The sequence below is a fragment of the Crossiella sp. S99.2 genome, from assembly GCF_023094165.1.
In the GTDB taxonomy this organism is placed as follows: domain Bacteria; phylum Actinomycetota; class Actinomycetes; order Mycobacteriales; family Pseudonocardiaceae; genus Crossiella.
Map to the genome: position 1 here is coordinate 757,891 of NZ_JALMDK010000001.1, position 16,954 is coordinate 774,844.

A 16,954-nucleotide genomic window follows, 5' to 3' on the forward strand; every position below is an offset into this window, starting at 1 on the left:
AACCATGCTCGACGTGCGCCGGATGCGAGTCCTCCGAGCCGTGGTGACCAGCGGTTCGGTCACCGCCGCGGCCACCAACCTGGGCTACACGCCCTCGGCGATCAGCCAGCAGATCACCGCGCTGGAACGCGAGGCCGGCCTGCCGCTGCTGGAGAAGTCCGGCCGCGGCGTGCGCCCCACCGCGGCGGGCAGGCTGCTCGCCGACCACGCCGGGGTGATCACCGCCCAGCTCGCCGAGGCCGAACGCAGTCTGGCCGACCTGCGCGAAGGCCGCACCGGACGGCTCGGCGTGAGCTTCTTCGCCACCGCGGGCGCCGCCCTGGTCCCGCCCGCGGTCGCCGCCTTTCGCCGGGAACACCCCACGGTCCGGCTCGACCTGACCCTCAAGGACCCGGACAGCCCCCTGGCCGAGGTGATCGCCGGCCGGTCCGACCTGGCCGTGGTGGTGGTCTTCGACGACGAGCCCGCGGTGCCCGGCATCCAGCTCACCCATCTTTTCGACGACCCCTACCGGCTGGTCCTGCCCAAGGGCCACCGGCTGGCCGCGAAACGGGTCATCGACCTGGCTGACCTGGGCAGCGAACCCCTGGTGGACAGCATGGCCACCAGCGGACCCTGCCGGAAGGCGGTGCTGGAAGCCTGTGCCAGCGCCGGATTCAGCCCCTGCTTCGTGGTCGAGTCCGACGACTTCCCCACCGCGCAGGGCTTCGCCGCGGCCGGACTCGGCCTGACCCTGGTGCCCAAACTGGGCCTGGGCGCGGTGCACCCCGGCGTGCTGGTGCGCAAGGTCCGCAACCCGGAACCGGTGCGCCGGATCTACGCCGCGGTGCGCACCGCCGACGCGGGCCGCCCGGTGCTGCGCGCGCTGCTCGGCGCGCTCCAGACGGCCGCGCGCACGGCCGCCCGGTAGCTAGTTGCTACCGCCGCCGGTGCGCTGGTCGCCGTTGATCTGGGCCGCGCCGGTGTCGGCGTTGGGGATCATGGTGAGCACCCGGGTCTCGGAGGACTCGTTCTGCTCGCCGTTCTTCTTGGTGTAGGTCAGCTGCACCTTCACCTTGTCCTTGCCCTGCGCGGTGACGTCACCGACCTCGACATCCTTGATGTCGTCCCAGAACTTCTTGTACGAGGCGAACGGGGTCTTCTGCTGCATGGCCGGGCCCAGCCGCTGCCAGGCGGCCTCCGCCCGGTCCGGCAGCAGCGCGTAGTACTTCTTGACCTCCGAGACCATGTCCTCCGGCGCCAGCGTCGGCGCGGCCGAGGTGGTCGTGGCGCTGGTGGTGGTGCTGCTGGAGGTGGACTCGGCGGTGGTCTTCTTCGGCGTGGTCTTCTTCGTGGCCGAGGCGGTGGTCTGCGGGACCACCACGTTCGAGGTCTGGGTGCCCGCGTTGCCGGTGTTGTTGTTGAGCGCGTAGTTCGCGATCAGCACGCCGACCAGCGCCGCGACCACCACCGCCGCGGCGGCCAGCAGGATCGTCTTGCGCCGCGAGCGCTCCGGCGGCGGCGCGCTCTTGGCCGGTCCGCCCGGACCCACCGGGCCGATCGGGCCGATCGGGCGGCCGCCGGTGCTGGTGGCCGGGTGCGGGCGCGGCGGCGGGGTGGGTGGACCCACCCTGGTCATCGGCGCGTCGGAGAGCGGCCGCGCGTCCAGCCGGGTCATCGGCTGCTGGTTCTGGATGTGCGGGCCGGAACCCTGGTGCAGCCGGGGCGACTGCAACGCCTGCGGATGCGACTGCAGGGCGGGCGGCATCGACTGGGTCGGCGCGGACGGCCCGTTGGGCAGCTGGGTGGTCGGCGTCACCACGGTGGCCCAGCCGCCCGGAGGCGTGCTGAGCGCGCTCTGCCGCCCCGCGGCCACCGCGGAGAGGGCTTCGCTCGCCTGCGTCATGTTGGGGCGGTCGTTCGGCTGCGGCCGGAGCAGGTGCATCAGCACCGGCGTCAGCGGACCGGCCATCTGCGGCGGCCGGACCACGCCGGCGGCCACCGAGTGCAGCAGCGCCAGGGTGTTCTCGTTCAGCCCGAACGGCGGCTCGCCCTCGACCACCGCGTACAGCGTGGAGCCCAGCGAGAACACGTCCGAGGGCGCGCCCGGCTCGTAGCCCTTGGCCACCTCGGGGGCCAGGTAGGCCGGGGTGCCGGCGAGCATGCCGGTGCGGGTCACCGTGACATCGCCCTGAGCCCGCGAGATGCCGAAGTCGGTGATCTTCACCGTGCCGTCGTCGCCGATCAGGATGTTGCCGGGCTTGACGTCCCGGTGCACGATCCCGGCCTGGTGCGCCGCCCACAGCGCCAGCGCGACCTGCGCGCCGATCCGGGCGACCTCGCGCGGCGGCAAGGGACCCTCGTCGCTGACCACCGCGGCCAGGCTGCGCGAGGGCAGGTACTCCATCACCAGCCACGGCGCGCCGTCGTCCTCGGCCACGTCGAAGACGCCGATCGCGTTGGGGTGCTGCAACCGGGCCGCGATCCGGCCCTCGCGCATCGCCCGCTGCTTGGCCTCTTCCGCCTCGGAGTGCTCCAGGTTGGGCTGGAGCAGCAGCTGCTTGACCGCCACGACCCGCTGGAGACGTTCGTCCTTGGCCTGCCAGACGACACCCATCGCACCGGCGCCGATCCGCCTGGTGAGTCGGTAGCGCCCGGAGACCAGGCGGCCTTCGTCGCTCACAGCTCCTCCGTCCTGCGCACCGGCAGGATCGGGGCGTGCCAGCGGCGCTCGTCAGCCCGGGTCCCGGTGTCGGTCACGCCTCCTAGGTTAGGGGTATCACCCGGACGGGTTGACTTGCGGCTGGTCAACACGGGTGCAGCCGCTCCTGGAGGTAATGCCATCAGTGCTGGTCAACGCCCTTTGCTGGACAGAACCTTGGCGTTGGTGATTTTCCGCTGGACCTTGTCCACGGTCATCCGCTGCTCGACCCGCAGGGTGCGGCCGTCCTTCCAGCGGTAGTCCACGGTCACCACGGCCGCGTCTGCGCCGTCGGCGCGGGACTCGGCGATGGTGGCCGATTCGACCCCGGCCCAGTCGGACTTGAACTCCTCGACGCCGCCGGTGCGCATCTCCGGGGCGAGCATCGCGAATGCCTGCTCGGGCTGGTCGGGCGCCTTGCCCAGCAGACCGAGGATCGGATCCAGGATCGGGTCCAGGATCCCGCCGCTCTTGCTGCTGGTGGGCGCGGCCGAGGTGGGCTTGGGCGCGCTGGAGGTGGGCTTGCCCGCGCTGGTGGCCGGGACGCCGGTCTGGCTGGTCTGGCCGCCGGTGGGCGCGGGGTCGGTGCTGGTGCCGCCGCCGTTGCCGCCCTGCTGGCCGCCACCGTTGCCGGTGCCGCCGTTGCCGCCCTGCTGACCGCCGCCGGTCCCGGCGCCGCCCTGCTTGCCGCCCTGGCCACCCTGACCGCCGTTGCCGCCCTGGCCGCCGGGCTGGTCGCCACCGGTGCCGCCGCCGGGCTGCTCGCCGCCGCCCTCCTGGCCGGTCTGCGCGTTGATCGCGTTCGGCGAGAGCGCCTTGCCACCGACGATGCCGGAGAGGTTCTGCTGCGCCGCGGCCGGCGTCTTGGGGCCGTCCTCGTAGTTCGCGTAGGTGATGCCCAGGGCCACCGTGCCGCACAGCACCGCGACACCCGCGGCCGCGCCGAGCACCCGCAGCCCCGTCTTCGGGCGGCGTTCCGCCTTGGGCGTCTGGCCCTCCCTGCGGAGCAGGTCGGTCACCAGGATCTGGGACTCGGTATCCCGTGAACTGCCCTTGCGCACCGCAATCACCTTCCGGCCGGGGAGCTTCTCAACGGGGTTGAGATACCGGACTTGAGGTGTTGTGTGCCACCAATTCGGGTGAATTTATGCGCAATCTTCGGCCTAATGGCCTAGCCGCGCTGGGCTGAAAGCAGCTCCGCACCGGTGATCCGCATGGGTACCGAGTTAGCCAGCCGGAGCAGTTGCTCGACGTGCAGCCAGCTCCCGTCGGCCTGCTGGAACCGGACCACCGCGAGCACCGAGCCGTCCGGCCGGGTCTCGGTCTCCTTCAGCTCCAGCTGGCGCAGCTCGGTCCAGGACCGGATGAAGGCGGCCAGGTCGCCGAGCAGGTTCGGGGTCAGCAGTCCGGCCGCGGTCTCCGGCTGCTTCTGGCCGAGCCGCTGGTAGAACTCTTTGACCACGCCCGCCGGGGTGTTCAACCCCTGTGCGGGCGGCTGGGTGGTCGCGGTGCGCTGGGCCACCGGCGTGGTGGTCACCACCGGCTTGCCGGGCCGCACGGCCAGCGGCGAGCTGGTCGCCTCGGCCACCAGCACCCCGGGCAGCGGGGCCGGGCTCCGCTCGGCCGGGGCCCGCTGCGAGGTGCGCGAGCTGACGAGTTCGGCGGTGAGCAGATCCGGGCGCAGCACCATGGCACCGGTCAGCTCGGTCGCCCGCTGCACCGGGGCCGGGCTCGCCTGCGGGCTGGTCCAGTTGTTCGAGGTGATCGCCGAGGCAGCGGTCACCGCGCCGGTGAGCACGATGGCGCCGATGAGCATGCCGATCAGCCGGGTCGAGCGCTTGGTGCGCTCGACCGGCTGCGGCGGGGCGACCGTCACGGTCGTCTCCTCGCCGAGCAGCTCGTCGACGAATTCCTCGGTCTCGACTACCTCGCGTGGCGGGATCCGGACCGGGCAGGGCTGCTGCCTGATCAGATCCGCCACGGTGACTGATCCGGCACGGTGGTGCCGACGACCAGTCGTCGAACGCTCCACGGTGGTGGCCTCCGTACGTTCTGTGGTCGTCAGGACTCGTACCGTCACATCGGCAGCGGGAGCCAGCGACTGGCCACAGTTCACCCGTTCGAGTCGACAAGCGGTCGAAAAAAGCCAGTCGAACGGATGAATGGTCACTGCGTGCGTTGAGTCCGGCAGAGGTCCGGGCTCACCGTTCGGCGGCGGACACCAGCCGTTCGCCGTTGACCAATGGCACCTCGGCCACGGTGAACACAAGCTCGCGTTGCTGGGTGCTCAGCGACCCGTCCTTGGCCACCACCTCGACCACCGAGGTGGTCACCCCGCGGCCCGGATCGACCTGGATGGTCTTGACCTCGACCCGCTGGAGGTTGTCGAAGCGCTGCTGGAAGGCGGGGAAGCCGCTGTCCTTGATCGCCGGGCCGGTCAGCGCCTCGAACGCGCGCTGCGGGTCCTCGGGCAGCGCGGCGAAGAAGGCCATGGTCTGCCCGGCCAGCTTGTCCACCGGGACCAGCGGCACGGCCCGGTCGTTGGTCACCGTGGTCATCGGCGGCTGCGAGGCGCTGCTGCCGGGCTTGCTCTCGCCCCCGGTGAGCCGGGCCGGTCCGGACGGCGTGCCGGAGGTGCGCGGCGATTTGGGCCCGGCGCTGGGCGTGCGGCTGCCCGCGCGGGCGCCGCTGCTGATGGCCGGCTTCGGCGTGCCGGACTTGCTGCCCTCGGGCAGCACCATGTCACTGGGATAACCGGGCAGCGCTTCGAGCTGGTCGTCCCCGCCCGGACTGACCAGCGCGGTGGCCGCGGCGACCAGCACCAGCAGCACGGTGGCCGAGGACAGCCCGGCGAACCAGGCCGCTCGCTTCCAGGTGCGGGGCGGGGTGACCGAGGCCGGGACCATGCCGAGGTCGAACTTGCGCAGACCGGGCGGCGCGGTGTCGGCCACCGGGTCCACCAGGGGTGGCGGCTCCGGCCGCGACACCTCCGGCGTCCAGGACAGCGCGTTGGCTTCCGGGCGGTGCCGGCCATGGCGTGGCCGGTACCGCTCAGGGGGCCCCTGTCCGCTGTTCATCTCGCTGACCTCTTTCGCCCCAGCAGGGCGGTTTCCCGCCTATGCCGTGTTGACCACCTGGAACGTCTCGGCGAGCCTGCCCGCGGGCAGGCCGGCGTAGTTCGCCTGGTTGGCGAACTCGCCGCGGAGCTGCTCTTCGAGCCCCGCCATTCCTTCGGTCTGTGACTGATGCGCGCGCAGGGCCGCCAGCTTGAGTGGCATCAGGTCGGTGATGTCGACGGCGTGGTTGCGTCGTTGCCGGGGCCCGTCGGCCAGCCACAGCTCGCGCACCGTCCAGGGCTGGAGCCCTTCCTGGGTGAGCAGCTCGGGGTAGGCGTGCGGGTTGCGGGCGTCCGGGTAGACCGCGGCCAGCGTGGCCTCACCCGCGGCGCGGTGGTCCGGGTGCGAGGTGACGATGTGGTCCCAGTTGATCTCCGGTGACCAGGTGAGCACCCGGTCCGGCCGGAAGGTGCGGATCACCCTGGTGATGTCGCGGCGCAGGGCGAGCCCCGGCACCACCCGGCCGTCCGGGTGCCGCAGGAAGTACAGGGTGGTCACGCCGACGATCTCGGCGGCCGCGCGCTGTTCCTGTTCGCGCGCTTCGGCGATGTCCGCGCGCGGGGTGGCCAGGTCGCCGGTCGCCTCGCCGGAGGTGCACAGGCAGTAGGCGACGTCGACGCCCGCCTTGATCCAGGCGGCCACCGTCCCGGCGGCGCCGAAGTCGACGTCGTCTGGGTGAGCTGCGACGACCAGGGCGCGGGTGATGTCGTGGTCGTCGAGAGCGGGTCCGTGAGCCATCTCACCCAGGGTAGGTGTCCCGCCATCTGGTTGCGCTCCGGGTCCCTCTAACTACCCGGAGTGATACCCGGACGGGTGTATTCCACCCGCCCGGGAGCAAGATCAGCTTGCCTTGCCATACCGCTCGTGAGTGGAGCGCAGCTCCTTGGCGGCGGTGGCCCCGGCTCCGGCGGCGACCACGACGGCCAGCACGTCCAGGATGAACCCACCGGAGGTCATCACCAGCGCCAGCACGGCGAGCACGACGGTGATCCCGACCTTGGGCATCCGCTCCTGCACGTAGTGCACGACCGGTTCGCCACCGGCCCGTTTGGCGGCGGCGGACTTCAACATGGCCAGGTAGCCGCCGTTCGCCAGCGCGGCGAGCAAGGCGACAAGCGCGACGAGAACAGCGATGAGATGCATAAGCCCAGTGTGCGCCGGTAAAACGGCGGCGGCATCGGTGACATCCCTGAAATGCTCCCCCGGTGATCGACGTCTACTGGCACCCGGACTGCCTGGCGCACGACACCGGCGCAGGCCTGTGGGAACTGCCCGGCCGCTGGGACTGGCTGGACGAGCCCGAACCGCACCCGGAGAACGCGGCCCGGCTACGCACCTTCCGGCACGCCCTCCAGCACGGCCCGGTCGCCGACGCCCTGCGCTGGCACCAGGGCAGGCACGCCACTCCCGCCGAACTGACCGCCGTGCACACCCCCGCCTACCTGGCCGACCTCCAGGCGGCCTGCTCGACCGGCGAGCTGGTCGCGATCGAGGAGAACACCGTCGTCGGCCCCGGCTCCTGGGACGCGGTCCGCGCCGCCGCCGGGACCGCCATCGCCGCCACCGAGGCTGTGCGCTCCGGCCGGTCGACCACCGCCTATGCCCTGGTCCGCCCACCCGGCCACCACGCCCAGCCCACCCAGGCCGACGGCTATTGCCTGGTGAACAACGTGGCCGTGGCCGCCGCGCACGCACTGGCCTGCGGCGTCGAGCGGGTGGCGATCCTGGACTGGGACGTGCACCACGGCAACGGCACCCAGGAGACCTTCTTCAACGACCCCAGGGTGCTCACCATCTCGGTGCACATGCGGCACGGCCGCTGGGGCGAGGCGCACCCGCAGACCGGCGCGCCCGAGGAGGTCGGCGCCGGCCACAACGTCAACATCGAACTGTCCCTCGGCGCGGGCGATGAGGCCTACCGCCGGGCCTTCACCGAGATCGCCGAACCCGTGCTCCGCCAGTTCCGCCCCACCCTGCTGCTGGGCGCCTCCGGCTTCGACGGCTCCACCTTCGACCCGAACGGCAGGCACAACCTGACCGCCGCCGGCTACCGCTGGATCGGCGGCCGCGTGGCGGCGCTGGCCGGCGAACTGACCGGCCACGGCCCGGTCCTCACCCAGGAAGGCGGCTACCTGCGGGGCTACGCGGCCCTGTGCCTGCACGCCCTCATCGAGGGCCTGCTCGGCCACACCGAACCACTGCTGGCCGACCCACTGGCCTACCTGCCGGACGATTCGGCGCGAAACCCCGACCGCACCACAGCCGATCTGGACCTGGTGCGGTCGGCGCTGCGCCCGTTCTGGAAGCTCTAGCGCCCGAGGCGGCCGCGGCCGAGCCGGAGCAGGATCATGGCCAGCTCCTTGCCCTCGGGGCCGAGTTCGCGGAAGCGCGCCAGCACCGCCATCTCCCGGCTGTACACGATCTTGGGCCCGCCCGCGGCCATCCGCGCGGCGCCGATGGTCTGCGAGACCTGGGTACGACGCTGTATCAACCGCAGGATCTCCGCGTCGAGGTGGTCGATCTCCTCGCGCAGCGAACTGATGTCGCCGTCGGTGCTGGTGGGCTGTGAGTCGCTGTCGAGCGCGGCGTTCATGGTGATCCTCATCTGCTCGGGTCGGCTGACCCGGCTATCCCGGTCCCCGCAGCACAAAGCCCCGGGTCCAAGGACTCCGGGGCATCGGTCGTGGTTCGGCTGGCGTCAGCTGACCACGGGTGCCGGAGTCCGGTACCCGTAGAAAAAATAGAACGCGCGGTGAGCCACGTGCCGATTCTGGCACGATCATCGGCCCGCGTCGACCCGTGTCCCGCATACCGGGCAACCTGACGGCCTGTTTGTGCGTGAATGTGCTGGGTAGCTAGATCCACTCACTGGGAGGAACCCACATGCGCAAGCTCGCCCTCACCGCGGTCGGACTGTCCATGCTCGCCGTCACGGCGCCGGTCGCCAGCGCCGCGCCCGCGCTGCAGTACGACATCGCGATGGCCAGCAACGTCACCGAGATCCAGGCCTACAACGGGGAGGCGTTCAACTTCGAGCTGACCGTGACCAACCTGGGCACGGTCGCGGGCAGCGTGGGCGCGGTGCACGCGCCCAGGATCAAGGGCCTGAAGCTGACCGCCACCGGCGAGGGCTGGGACTGCGTGCCCGAGCCCGCGGAGTCCTGGTCGTTCTTCTGCATGAACCAGGTCAACCTGGAGCACGGGCAGAGCCTGCCCAAGATCAGGGTGAGCGGGGTGACGGACGGCAGCACCTCGCACACCTTCATCCCGGTGACGGCGGACGGCCACCGCCGCTCCGAGCAGAACCACACCAACAACGTGGTCAACATCCAGGTGACTAGCTACGACCACTGACCTCGACCGGCAGGGCCTTGTTGGCGGCCCTGGTGAGCAGGATCCCGGCCACGACCATGCCGGCGACGCCCAGCGCCAGGGCCATCAGCTGGCTGTCCATCGCCTGGCCGAGGCTGCTGGCGAACAACCCGAGCAGTGCCCACACGCTCGACCAGCCGATCGAGCTGACCGCGGCGAGGAAGAAGAACCGGCGCGGCGGCACCCGCATCGCGCCGGCCAGGATCGGCGCCAGGGTGTGCCCGACCGCGACGAACCGGACCGCGATCATCATGCTCGGTCCGGCCTGGTTGACCAGCGCCTCGGTCCGGGCCCAGCGGTGCTCGCCCAGCTTCCGGCCTGCCCAGCTGTACCTGATCCGGCCGCCAGTGCCGCGGCCCAGCAGATAGCCGCCGGTCTGGCCGAGCAGCGAGCCCAGGCCCGCGGCGATGGCCACCAGCGGGAAGTACTCCGGCCCCAGGGCCACCGCGCCCGCGATGACCACCAGTTCGCCCGGCACCAGGGAACCGATCAGCAGGGTCGCCTCGACCACGCACAGCGCGGTGATGATGAGCAGAACCGTGAGCGGTCCCAGCCCAGCAAGGTCCGGCATCAGGTTCATGACATCCCTCTTACTAGGTCGATCGGACTAGTAGTGATGTTGTCGCTGAACCTGGTGAGAAGAATCGGGGAACGACCCTGGGCCGTCCCTGAACGCAAACCCTGGGGTGTCAGTGGCCCCGAGTACCGTGGTCTCCCGATGGACGCCTTGTTCGAACTTCAGGACCCACCCGCCCCCCGCCGCCCGGTCGTCGCCGATCCGGCCGAGCTGGTGCACGGGCTCAATCCACGGCAGCGCGAGGCCGTCGAGCACAGCGGGGCGCCGCTGCTGGTGGTGGCCGGCGCTGGTTCGGGCAAGACGAAGGTGCTGACCAGCCGGATCGCCTACCTGCTGGCGGCGCGGGGGGTGCACCCCGGCGAGATCATGGCGATCACCTTCACCAACAAGGCAGCCGCGGAGATGAAGGAGCGGGTCACCGCCCTGGTCGGACCGCGGGCGCGGGCGATGTGGGTGTCCACCTTCCACTCTATGTGCGTGCGGGTGATGCGCCGGGAGGCGAAGTCCGCCGGGCTGAACTCCAACTTCTCCATCTACGACAGCGACGACTCCCGCCGGCTGATCACCCTGGTGGCCAGGGATCTGGACCTGGACCCCAAGCGCTACCCGGCGCGGAACCTGGCCATCCAGATCTCCAACCTCAAGAACGAGCTGCTCGTCCCGGCGGACGCGGCCGAGCGCGCGGGCAACGACCTGGAGCGCCGGGTCGCCGAGGTCTACGGGGAGTACCAGCGCAGGCTGACCCAGGCCAACGCGATGGACTTCGACGACCTGATCATGCGCACGGTGGAGCTGCTGCAGCAGCACCCCGGCGTCGCCGAGTACTACCGGCGGCGGTTCCGGCACGTGCTGGTCGATGAGTACCAGGACACCAACCACGCGCAGTACGTGCTGATCCGCGAGCTGGTCGGCACCGGGGCGGACGGCGTCCCGCCCGCCGAGCTGTGCGTGGTCGGCGACGCGGACCAGTCCATCTACGCCTTCCGCGGCGCGACCATCCGCAATATCGAGGAGTTCGAGCGGGACTACCCGCAGGCGCGCTCCATCCTGCTGGAGCAGAACTATCGCTCCACCCAGACCATCCTGTCCGCGGCCAACGCGGTGATCGCGCGCAACACCGGCCGCCGGGACAAGCGGCTGTGGACCGACTCCGGCGACGGCGAGAAGATCGTCGGCTACGTCTCGGACAACGAGCACGACGAGGCCGCGTTCGTGGCCAACGAGATCGACCGGCTGGTCGACTCGGCCGAGGCGGTCAACGGCGATATCGCGGTCTTCTACCGCACCAACAACTCCAGCCGTGTCTTCGAAGAGGTCTTCATCCGGCTGGGCCTGCCCTACCGGGTGGTCGGCGGCGTCCGCTTCTACGAGCGGCGCGAGGTCCGGGACGCGCTGGCCTACCTGCGGGTGCTGGACAACCCGGAGGACACGGTCAGCCTGCGCCGCATCCTCAACGTGCCCAAGCGCGGCATCGGTGACCGGGCCGAGGCGGTGCTGGCCGCGCACGCCGAACGCGAGCGGATCTCCTTCGCCGCCGCCCTGCGCGAGGCGGCCGCGGACCGCATCTCGCTGCTCAACCCGCGTTCCCAGCGTGCCATCACCGGCTTCGTGGATCTGATCACCGAACTGCGCGGCCTGGTCGAGGTCGGCCAGGACGTGGCCGAGGTGCTGGACACCCTGCTGGACAAGACCGGCTACCGCGGTGAGCTGGAGGCCAGCGAGGACCCGCAGGACGCCTCCCGGCTGGACAACCTGACCGAACTGGTCACCGTCGCCCGCGAGTTCGTCCAGCTCCAGGTCGCCACCCCCACCGACGGCGAGGACGACGCGGAGGTCGCCCCGCTGCCCGAGGACGACGGCCTGCCGGCCCAGGACTCGCTGGCCGCCTTCCTGGAACGCGTCTCCCTGGTCGCCGACTCCGACCAGCTGCCGGACGAGGGCGACGGCGTGGTCACCCTGATGACCCTGCACACCGCCAAGGGCCTGGAGTTCCCGGTCGTGTTCTGCACCGGCTGGGAAGACGGCATGTTCCCGCACCAGCGTGCCCTCGGCGACCCGGCCGAGCTGGCCGAGGAGCGCAGGCTGGCCTACGTGGGCATCACCAGGGCCAGGGAACGCCTCTACGTCTCCAGGGCCCTGATGCGCTCGGCCTGGGGCCAGCCGATGATGAACCCCGCCTCCCGCTTCCTGGACGAGATCCCGGCCGAACTGCTCGACTGGCGCCGGGTCGAACCCGACCGCGCCGGCCCGGCCGCCGCCACCACCTGGGGCCGCCGCGGCTTCGACCGCGCCGCCAGCAGCAGCCAGACGGTCACCTCCCCGCTGCGCGGCTCCCGCATGCCCGGCGCCCGCAACTGGCAGAACACCCCCGCCATGCAACTCGACGTCGGCGACCGGGTCAGCCACGACAAGTACGGCCTTGGCACCGTGGTGGAGACCAACGGCACCGGCCCACAGGCCACCGCCACCATCGACTTCGGCAGCTCCGGCAAGGTCCGCCTGATGCTCATCGGCGGCGTGCCGATGGTGAAGCTCTAACCCGGCGGCGGCCCCCAGCGCTGCGGCGGCGGTGGGGGCGGCTGCCAGCCGGGTGGCGGCATGGGCGGCCGTTTCGCCCGGAACGGCCGCATGCCCTCGAAGTAGGCCCGCGAGGACGGCAGCCACAGCAGCGCGATCATGGTGCCGCTGAGCGCGATGCTCACCAGACCGGTCACCAGCGCGACCGGGGTGGCGGCACTGAACAGCCCCGTCACCTCGGACACGGCGAGGAAGCCGAACAGCACGCTCATCCCGATCGCGGTCGCGCCGGACCCACGCCGGATCTTGACCGCGAACATCACCAGCAACGCCAGCACGCCAAGGGGAAACAGCACCGACAGGATTTCGATCTCGGGGCGCAGCGAGACGCCCGGCGAGCGGTTCGCCTCGTTGCTGGCGTCGATGCGCAGCTTCAGCAAGCCCATGAGGACGAGCGATCGGATGAGCAGCAGCGCGAAGGCCGCTTCCACCGCCGCCGGTCGGCGTGGCGGCTGGAACAGCGGTGGTGGGTAGCTCGGCGGCTGGGGCGGCATGGGTGGTTGCCAGGTCATCGGCGTGCCGGTCCCTTCATGAGGTCCACTTCCGTTCGGAGAAGTCCTCGTCCTCGTCCGCCGGGTGCTGAACCGGTTTCCTGGCCGGTGGCCTGGGCTGGGCGGGCCGCTCCTCCCAGGAGTCGTCGTAGAGCTTGAGGTCCGGAGCGCCGCCGGGCGTCGGGCGCGCCTCGGCCTCCCGCACGGCTCTGACGGCGGCGTCGGCCTCAGCCTCGAACTGGGCGTTCTCGGCGGCGGCCACCTCCCGGAACCCCTCCTCGGCGCGGTGCAGCTCGGCGAGGGCGGTGTCCGTGCGTTCCTGGGTGGCGGCCAGGATCCGGTCGATCTCCTCGGCGAAGCGGTGCTCGTCCTGAGTCATGGTCACTTCCCCCTGGGCGGCAGCAGCGGCACCTTCTCGAACGGGTGGTCGGTGAACTTGGCGGTCGCGCCCCTGAACCCGTCCCACATCTCCCGGATGGCGGCCTCGCGCCCCTTGCACAGGGTGTCCTGGAACGTCTTCAGCTTCTCCGTGAAGTTCTTCGCGAACCGCTCGTTGAGCCGTTCCTCGAAGCTCTTGCGGATGGCGTTGAGCACCTTGATGACACCCGCGGCCGCCGCCGAGCCGACGTTCGGGAGTTCCTTGACCACATCGGCCGAGGTGTCGCCGGTCCAGGAGAGGACCTTGCTGAAGGCGTTGGCCAGCGGCATGCCGGTCTCACCGCGGACGAAGTTGATCATTTCGTCCACCTGATGCGGTGTGTAACCGCCGCAGTCCGCGGAGTGCAGTGCGATTACCTCGGTGGCCAGTCGCTGGATGTCGCGCACCAGGCCGTTGGTGAGGTTGTCCGTGTGCGCGCTGATGGTGGTGAAGCGCCGGTTCACCTCGTCGGTGACGGTCAGGTACCGGTCGATGTGCTCGGTGGCGCCATCCGCTGCTTTGCCGCGCCACTGCGTGCTCAGGCCGTCGTGAGCCTTGCGCAGCACCGCGTCGGCGCCGACCAGTTCCTGCCGCACCGAGCGCAGTGATTCGCTGTCCGCACGGAACCGGGCGAAATCGATGCCGCGGAACCGGTCGAACTTCGCGTAGACCTCCTCCTGGAGGCTCAGCGCGGAGTAGGTCCACTTGTTGTACAGCGGCAGGAAGCGGTCGAAGAAGAGCAGCGCCGGGCGGGCCGCGTCCAGCAGTTCGTCGGACTTGCCGAGGTCGCCGGGAGCCTTGGCGATGACCTGCCGGCCGCGTTCCAGCGCCTGGGTGTCCTGCGCGATGGACCGGTCGTAGGCCTCCCCGGTCGAGATGGCCTGCTCCAGGGTTTTCGCGTAGCCCGTCAGTCCCGGGGTGAAGGCTTCCTGGAGCTTGGCGATGGTGACAACGAAGCTCATTGGGCGGCTCGCAGGTGGCCGGTGTTCGTGCCTTCCGTGCTCGCGTAGTCGCCCGCGTTCGTGATCAGGGTGTCGCCGATCCGGCTCGCGCGGGCGCTGGAGTCGCGTACCGCGGCGCGCAGGCGGTCGATCACGGTGGTGTAGGCCTCGGCGTCGGCGAAGAAGGTCCGGCCCGCCGCGGTGGCGTCCACGGTGCCCGCGGCCACCGTGCGTTCCTGTTCGCCGATCACGGCGGCCTCGTTGACGAAGGCCTGGCCTGCCTGGCGGATTTGTTCTTCGGTCAGGCTGATTCCAGCCACAGCGCCTCCCCGCACTGTCGGAACACAGACATGGCGAGAGGGGTGGTGCAGCCTCCCCTCTGACACCGCCGAGCACGCTACCAGCCGGTATGTCCTGACCCGTTTGGCCTAACGGTCGCGGCGGGCTGCCCCTCCGGACATCCACAACCGCCCCTGACCAATTCTGGCCAAGTCCCTGACCTGCGACTCCACCCCAACAGGAACTCGACAGGCACCCGGGCGCGCGGGCCGGGAAGTTTTGTCGGTGGGGCGGTGTTAGATCGTCATCGGCACCCGAACGGGCGGGAATAACCGGGGAGGACAACGGGTAGTTACCAAGAGACAGAGCTTCGGCGGTTGAGGGCTTGGGCGGCGTGTTTCGGGGGCCGCCGGGTCCGACGGGAGACAACCGGCCGGGGAACTGTGGGGACACGCATCCGCCCGGGTGCCGCACGTGAATGCGACACCCGGGCGGGCGCGGTTCAGGCTTGGGCGCGGGTTACTTCACGAACACGCCGCGCTCGTTCAACCAGGGCAGCGGGTTGATCTTCTTGCCGCTGGGGCTCCAGACCTCGAAGTGCAGGTGCACGCCGGTGCTGAAGCCGCGGTTGCCCATGGTGGCGATCTGCTGGTTGGCCTTGACCTTCTGGCCTTCCTTGACCGTGATGCGGTCCATGTGGCCGTAGACGGTGATGGTGCCGTCCTTGTGCTGCACGCGGACCCACAGGCCAAAACCGCTTGCCGGGCCGGCCTCGATGACCTCACCATCAGCGACGGAGACGATCGGGGTGCCCAGGCGGTTGGCGATGTCGATGCCGTAGTGCGTGGTGCCCCAGCGGCCACCGAAGCCGGAGGTGAACACGCCCTGTGCGGGCGGGACGAACATGGGCCTGCGCGCCTCGGCGTCGCGGGCCGCGCGGTCCTGCTTGAGGCGCTCGCTCTTGGCCAGCTTCTGGTACTCGACCGAGGAGTCCGTGGACCGCGAGAGCGGCAGGACCTCCAGGGAGTCGCCGCCGACGGCGGTGAAGTTGGCCGACGCGTCCGCGCCGGAGGCCAGTGGGGTGACCTCGTCATTGGCCGCGGCAGTGCTGTTGCCGGTGCCCAGGGATGACCCTGCGGCGACAAAAGCGCCTGCTGCTACTGCTGCTACGACAACCCTGCCACGCATGGCAGAGGACGGCGGCGGAAGCCGGTGCGCGCCACGGGGACGCACTTCGCCCTTCTGCTGTTCGACCACGTCGACAGCGTGGGAGGGATGACCGCCGCCGGGGGAGCGGTGCTGAGTCAATGCCTGCCCTTCCGTCTCGGGGAGTCCGATTGGACGAACCAGGCGGGGGATCCTGGTGGAGCTGGTCGGGGTAACCGGCTCCGTGTCCTCTTGTGATCGGACCGTGACAACGGACCCGGGGACAGTAACGGCGCGGCGCCCCTAGGGGCAAACCCCTGGGCGGAGATTCTGCTGAACGGGGGTTACTGGCAAGTCTGAGACTTGCTGAGATGACACTCAGTATCCGCGATCATGTGACCCAGCTCACTTCTGTTCGCTACTGGGTGCTGCCTCAGTCCATCCGATCGAGTGAGGTGTGTGAGCACCGTGTGCACGATCGCGGGGTCCACCGGCAGCGAGAGGTGACCCACATCCCGGACCCGGTGGTTGACCACGTCCAGATCGGGGTGCTCCAGGCAAGCCGTCCGCTGCGGGATCATGATCTGGTCCAGTTCGCTCCACACCGCCAGGAACCGGGTCCGGCAGCCGGGCGCGGGCTCGGCCAGCTCGCCGAGCAGCTTGGAGCCCGGCCGCAGCTGCCGGGCCAGCCGGGTGGGCAGCAGGTAGGCGGTCATCGTGCCCGCGTGCGGCGAGCCCAGCGTCACCAGCGAGCGGACCCGGGCGTCCCCGCCCTGTTTCTGCACGTGATAGCGGGCGATCACACCGCCGAGGGAGTGCCCGACCAGGTGCACCGACTCGGCCCCGGTCTGCTCGCAGATCCGCTCCAGGTGCCTGCCCAGGTACTCCGCGGCGGCCCGGATGTCGCCGGTCAGCGCGGTCAGCACGCTGTAGTTCACCGCGTGCACCACGCCGAAGCCGCGCCTGCGCAGCGCGGCGGCCAGGAAGGTGAAGATCGACCGGTTGTCGCCGATCCCGTGCACCAGCACGATCGGCGTGCCGGCCGCCTCCAGGTCCGAGCACACCAGCCCGCGCTGCATCGGCGGCAGCCCGTCGGTGCGGTAGCTGCCGTAGGGCCCCTCGGAACGCAGCTGCTCGGTCAGCGCGCCCCACGGGTAGAGCACCGCGTGCGCGGCCAGCCAGGCCGTCTCCATGGTCGCCCCGCGCAACCCGCCGGGGGTCAGCAGCGACCGGACGAACCGCAGCGTCTCCGACGAGACCTCAACCGCCCCGTCCACGCCATGCCGGGCCTGCTGGAGCAGCCCGCTGGCGAACCCCAGTAACCCGGTCGTGGCATCGTTGCCCATACAACTCACGG

Annotated in this window: 18 protein-coding genes; 4 read left to right on the forward strand and 14 right to left on the reverse strand. The window is 70.7% G+C overall.

What is annotated here, in order from left to right:
- Positions 1 to 4 precede the first annotated feature (4 nt).
- Positions 5 to 910, forward strand: coding sequence for a LysR family transcriptional regulator (locus tag MZC64_RS03755; protein ID WP_247755640.1), 906 nt, complete (start codon positions 5 to 7; stop codon positions 908 to 910).
- On the opposite strand, the gene MZC64_RS03760 is transcribed toward MZC64_RS03755, so the two are convergent.
- From MZC64_RS03760 to MZC64_RS03785, 6 genes are all read right to left on the reverse strand, one after another.
- Entirely contained in the window at positions 911 to 2,662 is a 1,752-nt protein-coding gene (locus MZC64_RS03760) for a serine/threonine-protein kinase (protein ID WP_247755641.1), read from the reverse strand. It abuts the gene before it with no gap.
- Positions 2,663 to 2,832: 170 nt separating this feature from the next.
- Entirely contained in the window at positions 2,833 to 3,741 is a 909-nt protein-coding gene (locus MZC64_RS03765; RefSeq protein WP_247755642.1) for a hypothetical protein, read from the reverse strand.
- A gap of 110 nt (positions 3,742 to 3,851) precedes the next feature.
- Positions 3,852 to 4,661, reverse strand: coding sequence for a hypothetical protein (locus tag MZC64_RS03770; RefSeq protein WP_247755643.1), 810 nt, complete (start codon positions 4,659 to 4,661; stop codon positions 3,852 to 3,854).
- Between the two features lie 220 nt (positions 4,662 to 4,881).
- Positions 4,882 to 5,757, reverse strand: coding sequence for a hypothetical protein (locus MZC64_RS03775; protein WP_247755644.1), 876 nt, complete (start codon positions 5,755 to 5,757; stop codon positions 4,882 to 4,884).
- 39 nt (positions 5,758 to 5,796) lie between these two features.
- Positions 5,797 to 6,534: a PIG-L deacetylase family protein gene (locus tag MZC64_RS03780; protein WP_247755645.1), complete on the reverse strand. Its 738-nt coding sequence runs from the start codon at positions 6,532 to 6,534 to the stop codon at positions 5,797 to 5,799.
- A gap of 102 nt (positions 6,535 to 6,636) precedes the next feature.
- On the reverse strand, positions 6,637 to 6,939 hold the full coding sequence (locus tag MZC64_RS03785; protein ID WP_247755646.1) for a hypothetical protein: 303 nt from the start codon (positions 6,937 to 6,939) through the stop codon (positions 6,637 to 6,639).
- Between the two features lie 62 nt (positions 6,940 to 7,001).
- Here MZC64_RS03785 and MZC64_RS03790 point away from each other — a divergent pair, with 62 nt between their 5' ends.
- A complete protein-coding gene (locus tag MZC64_RS03790) occupies positions 7,002 to 8,108 on the forward strand; it encodes a histone deacetylase (protein ID WP_247755647.1) in 1,107 nt (368 codons plus the stop codon).
- On the opposite strand, the gene MZC64_RS03795 is transcribed toward MZC64_RS03790, so the two are convergent.
- Entirely contained in the window at positions 8,105 to 8,401 is a 297-nt protein-coding gene (locus MZC64_RS03795) for a chorismate mutase (RefSeq protein ID WP_282104639.1), read from the reverse strand. The genes MZC64_RS03790 and MZC64_RS03795 overlap by 4 nt on opposite strands.
- 278 nt (positions 8,402 to 8,679) lie before the next feature.
- Between MZC64_RS03795 and MZC64_RS03800 the strand changes: the two genes are divergently transcribed.
- A complete protein-coding gene (locus MZC64_RS03800) occupies positions 8,680 to 9,150 on the forward strand; it encodes a hypothetical protein (RefSeq protein ID WP_247755649.1) in 471 nt (156 codons plus the stop codon).
- Here the strand turns inward: MZC64_RS03800 and MZC64_RS03805 are convergent.
- Positions 9,134 to 9,748 (reverse strand): DedA family protein, encoded by a 615-nt coding sequence (locus MZC64_RS03805; protein ID WP_247755650.1) that lies wholly within the window; start codon positions 9,746 to 9,748, stop codon positions 9,134 to 9,136. The genes MZC64_RS03800 and MZC64_RS03805 overlap by 17 nt on opposite strands.
- 138 nt (positions 9,749 to 9,886) lie before the next feature.
- Between MZC64_RS03805 and pcrA the strand changes: the two genes are divergently transcribed.
- Entirely contained in the window at positions 9,887 to 12,283 is a 2,397-nt protein-coding gene (gene pcrA / locus MZC64_RS03810; RefSeq protein WP_247755651.1) for a DNA helicase PcrA, read from the forward strand.
- Here pcrA and MZC64_RS03815 read toward each other — a convergent pair.
- The 6 genes from MZC64_RS03815 to MZC64_RS03840 all read right to left on the reverse strand — a co-directional run bounded on the left by MZC64_RS03815 (position 12,280) and on the right by MZC64_RS03840 (position 16,943).
- Positions 12,280 to 12,834 carry a hypothetical protein gene (locus tag MZC64_RS03815; protein ID WP_247755652.1) on the reverse strand — a complete coding sequence of 185 codons (555 nt, stop codon included), beginning with the start codon at positions 12,832 to 12,834 and terminating at the stop codon, positions 12,280 to 12,282. The genes pcrA and MZC64_RS03815 overlap by 4 nt on opposite strands.
- 16 nt (positions 12,835 to 12,850) lie before the next feature.
- Positions 12,851 to 13,192: a hypothetical protein gene (locus tag MZC64_RS03820; protein WP_247755653.1), complete on the reverse strand. Its 342-nt coding sequence runs from the start codon at positions 13,190 to 13,192 to the stop codon at positions 12,851 to 12,853.
- 2 nt (positions 13,193 to 13,194) lie between these two features.
- A complete protein-coding gene (locus MZC64_RS03825) occupies positions 13,195 to 14,193 on the reverse strand; it encodes a hypothetical protein (RefSeq protein ID WP_247755654.1) in 999 nt (332 codons plus the stop codon).
- Complete coding sequence (locus tag MZC64_RS03830) at positions 14,190 to 14,492, reverse strand: hypothetical protein (protein ID WP_247755655.1); 303 nt, start codon at positions 14,490 to 14,492, stop codon at positions 14,190 to 14,192. Before MZC64_RS03830 ends, MZC64_RS03825 begins: the two co-directional genes overlap by 4 nt.
- 478 nt (positions 14,493 to 14,970) lie before the next feature.
- Positions 14,971 to 15,639, reverse strand: a complete 669-nt coding sequence (locus MZC64_RS03835; RefSeq protein WP_247755656.1) for a M23 family metallopeptidase — start codon at positions 15,637 to 15,639, stop codon at positions 14,971 to 14,973.
- Positions 15,640 to 15,941: 302 nt separating this feature from the next.
- Positions 15,942 to 16,943 carry an alpha/beta fold hydrolase gene (locus MZC64_RS03840; RefSeq protein WP_247755657.1) on the reverse strand — a complete coding sequence of 334 codons (1,002 nt, stop codon included), beginning with the start codon at positions 16,941 to 16,943 and terminating at the stop codon, positions 15,942 to 15,944.
- Between the last annotated feature and the right edge of the window lie 11 nt (positions 16,944 to 16,954).

Excerpts from the sequence above, each read along its gene's own strand:
- MZC64_RS03755 (WP_247755640.1), top strand. The coding sequence starts at position 5 with ATGCTCGACGTGCGCCGGATGCGAGTCCTCCGAGCCGTGGTGACCAGC.
- MZC64_RS03775 (WP_247755644.1), bottom strand. The coding sequence starts at position 5,757 with ATGAACAGCGGACAGGGGCCCCCTGAGCGGTACCGGCCACGCCATGGC.
- MZC64_RS03780 (WP_247755645.1), bottom strand. The coding sequence starts at position 6,534 with ATGGCTCACGGACCCGCTCTCGACGACCACGACATCACCCGCGCCCTG.
- MZC64_RS03785 (WP_247755646.1), bottom strand. The coding sequence starts at position 6,939 with ATGCATCTCATCGCTGTTCTCGTCGCGCTTGTCGCCTTGCTCGCCGCG.
- MZC64_RS03795 (WP_282104639.1), bottom strand. The coding sequence starts at position 8,401 with ATGAGGATCACCATGAACGCCGCGCTCGACAGCGACTCACAGCCCACC.
- MZC64_RS03800 (WP_247755649.1), top strand. The coding sequence starts at position 8,680 with ATGCGCAAGCTCGCCCTCACCGCGGTCGGACTGTCCATGCTCGCCGTC.
- MZC64_RS03805 (WP_247755650.1), bottom strand. The coding sequence starts at position 9,748 with ATGAACCTGATGCCGGACCTTGCTGGGCTGGGACCGCTCACGGTTCTG.
- pcrA (WP_247755651.1), top strand. The coding sequence starts at position 9,887 with ATGGACGCCTTGTTCGAACTTCAGGACCCACCCGCCCCCCGCCGCCCG.
- MZC64_RS03815 (WP_247755652.1), bottom strand. The coding sequence starts at position 12,834 with ATGACCTGGCAACCACCCATGCCGCCCCAGCCGCCGAGCTACCCACCA.
- MZC64_RS03820 (WP_247755653.1), bottom strand. The coding sequence starts at position 13,192 with ATGACTCAGGACGAGCACCGCTTCGCCGAGGAGATCGACCGGATCCTG.
- MZC64_RS03825 (WP_247755654.1), bottom strand. The coding sequence starts at position 14,193 with ATGAGCTTCGTTGTCACCATCGCCAAGCTCCAGGAAGCCTTCACCCCG.
- MZC64_RS03835 (WP_247755656.1), bottom strand. The coding sequence starts at position 15,639 with ATGCGTGGCAGGGTTGTCGTAGCAGCAGTAGCAGCAGGCGCTTTTGTC.
- MZC64_RS03840 (WP_247755657.1), bottom strand. The coding sequence starts at position 16,943 with ATGGGCAACGATGCCACGACCGGGTTACTGGGGTTCGCCAGCGGGCTG.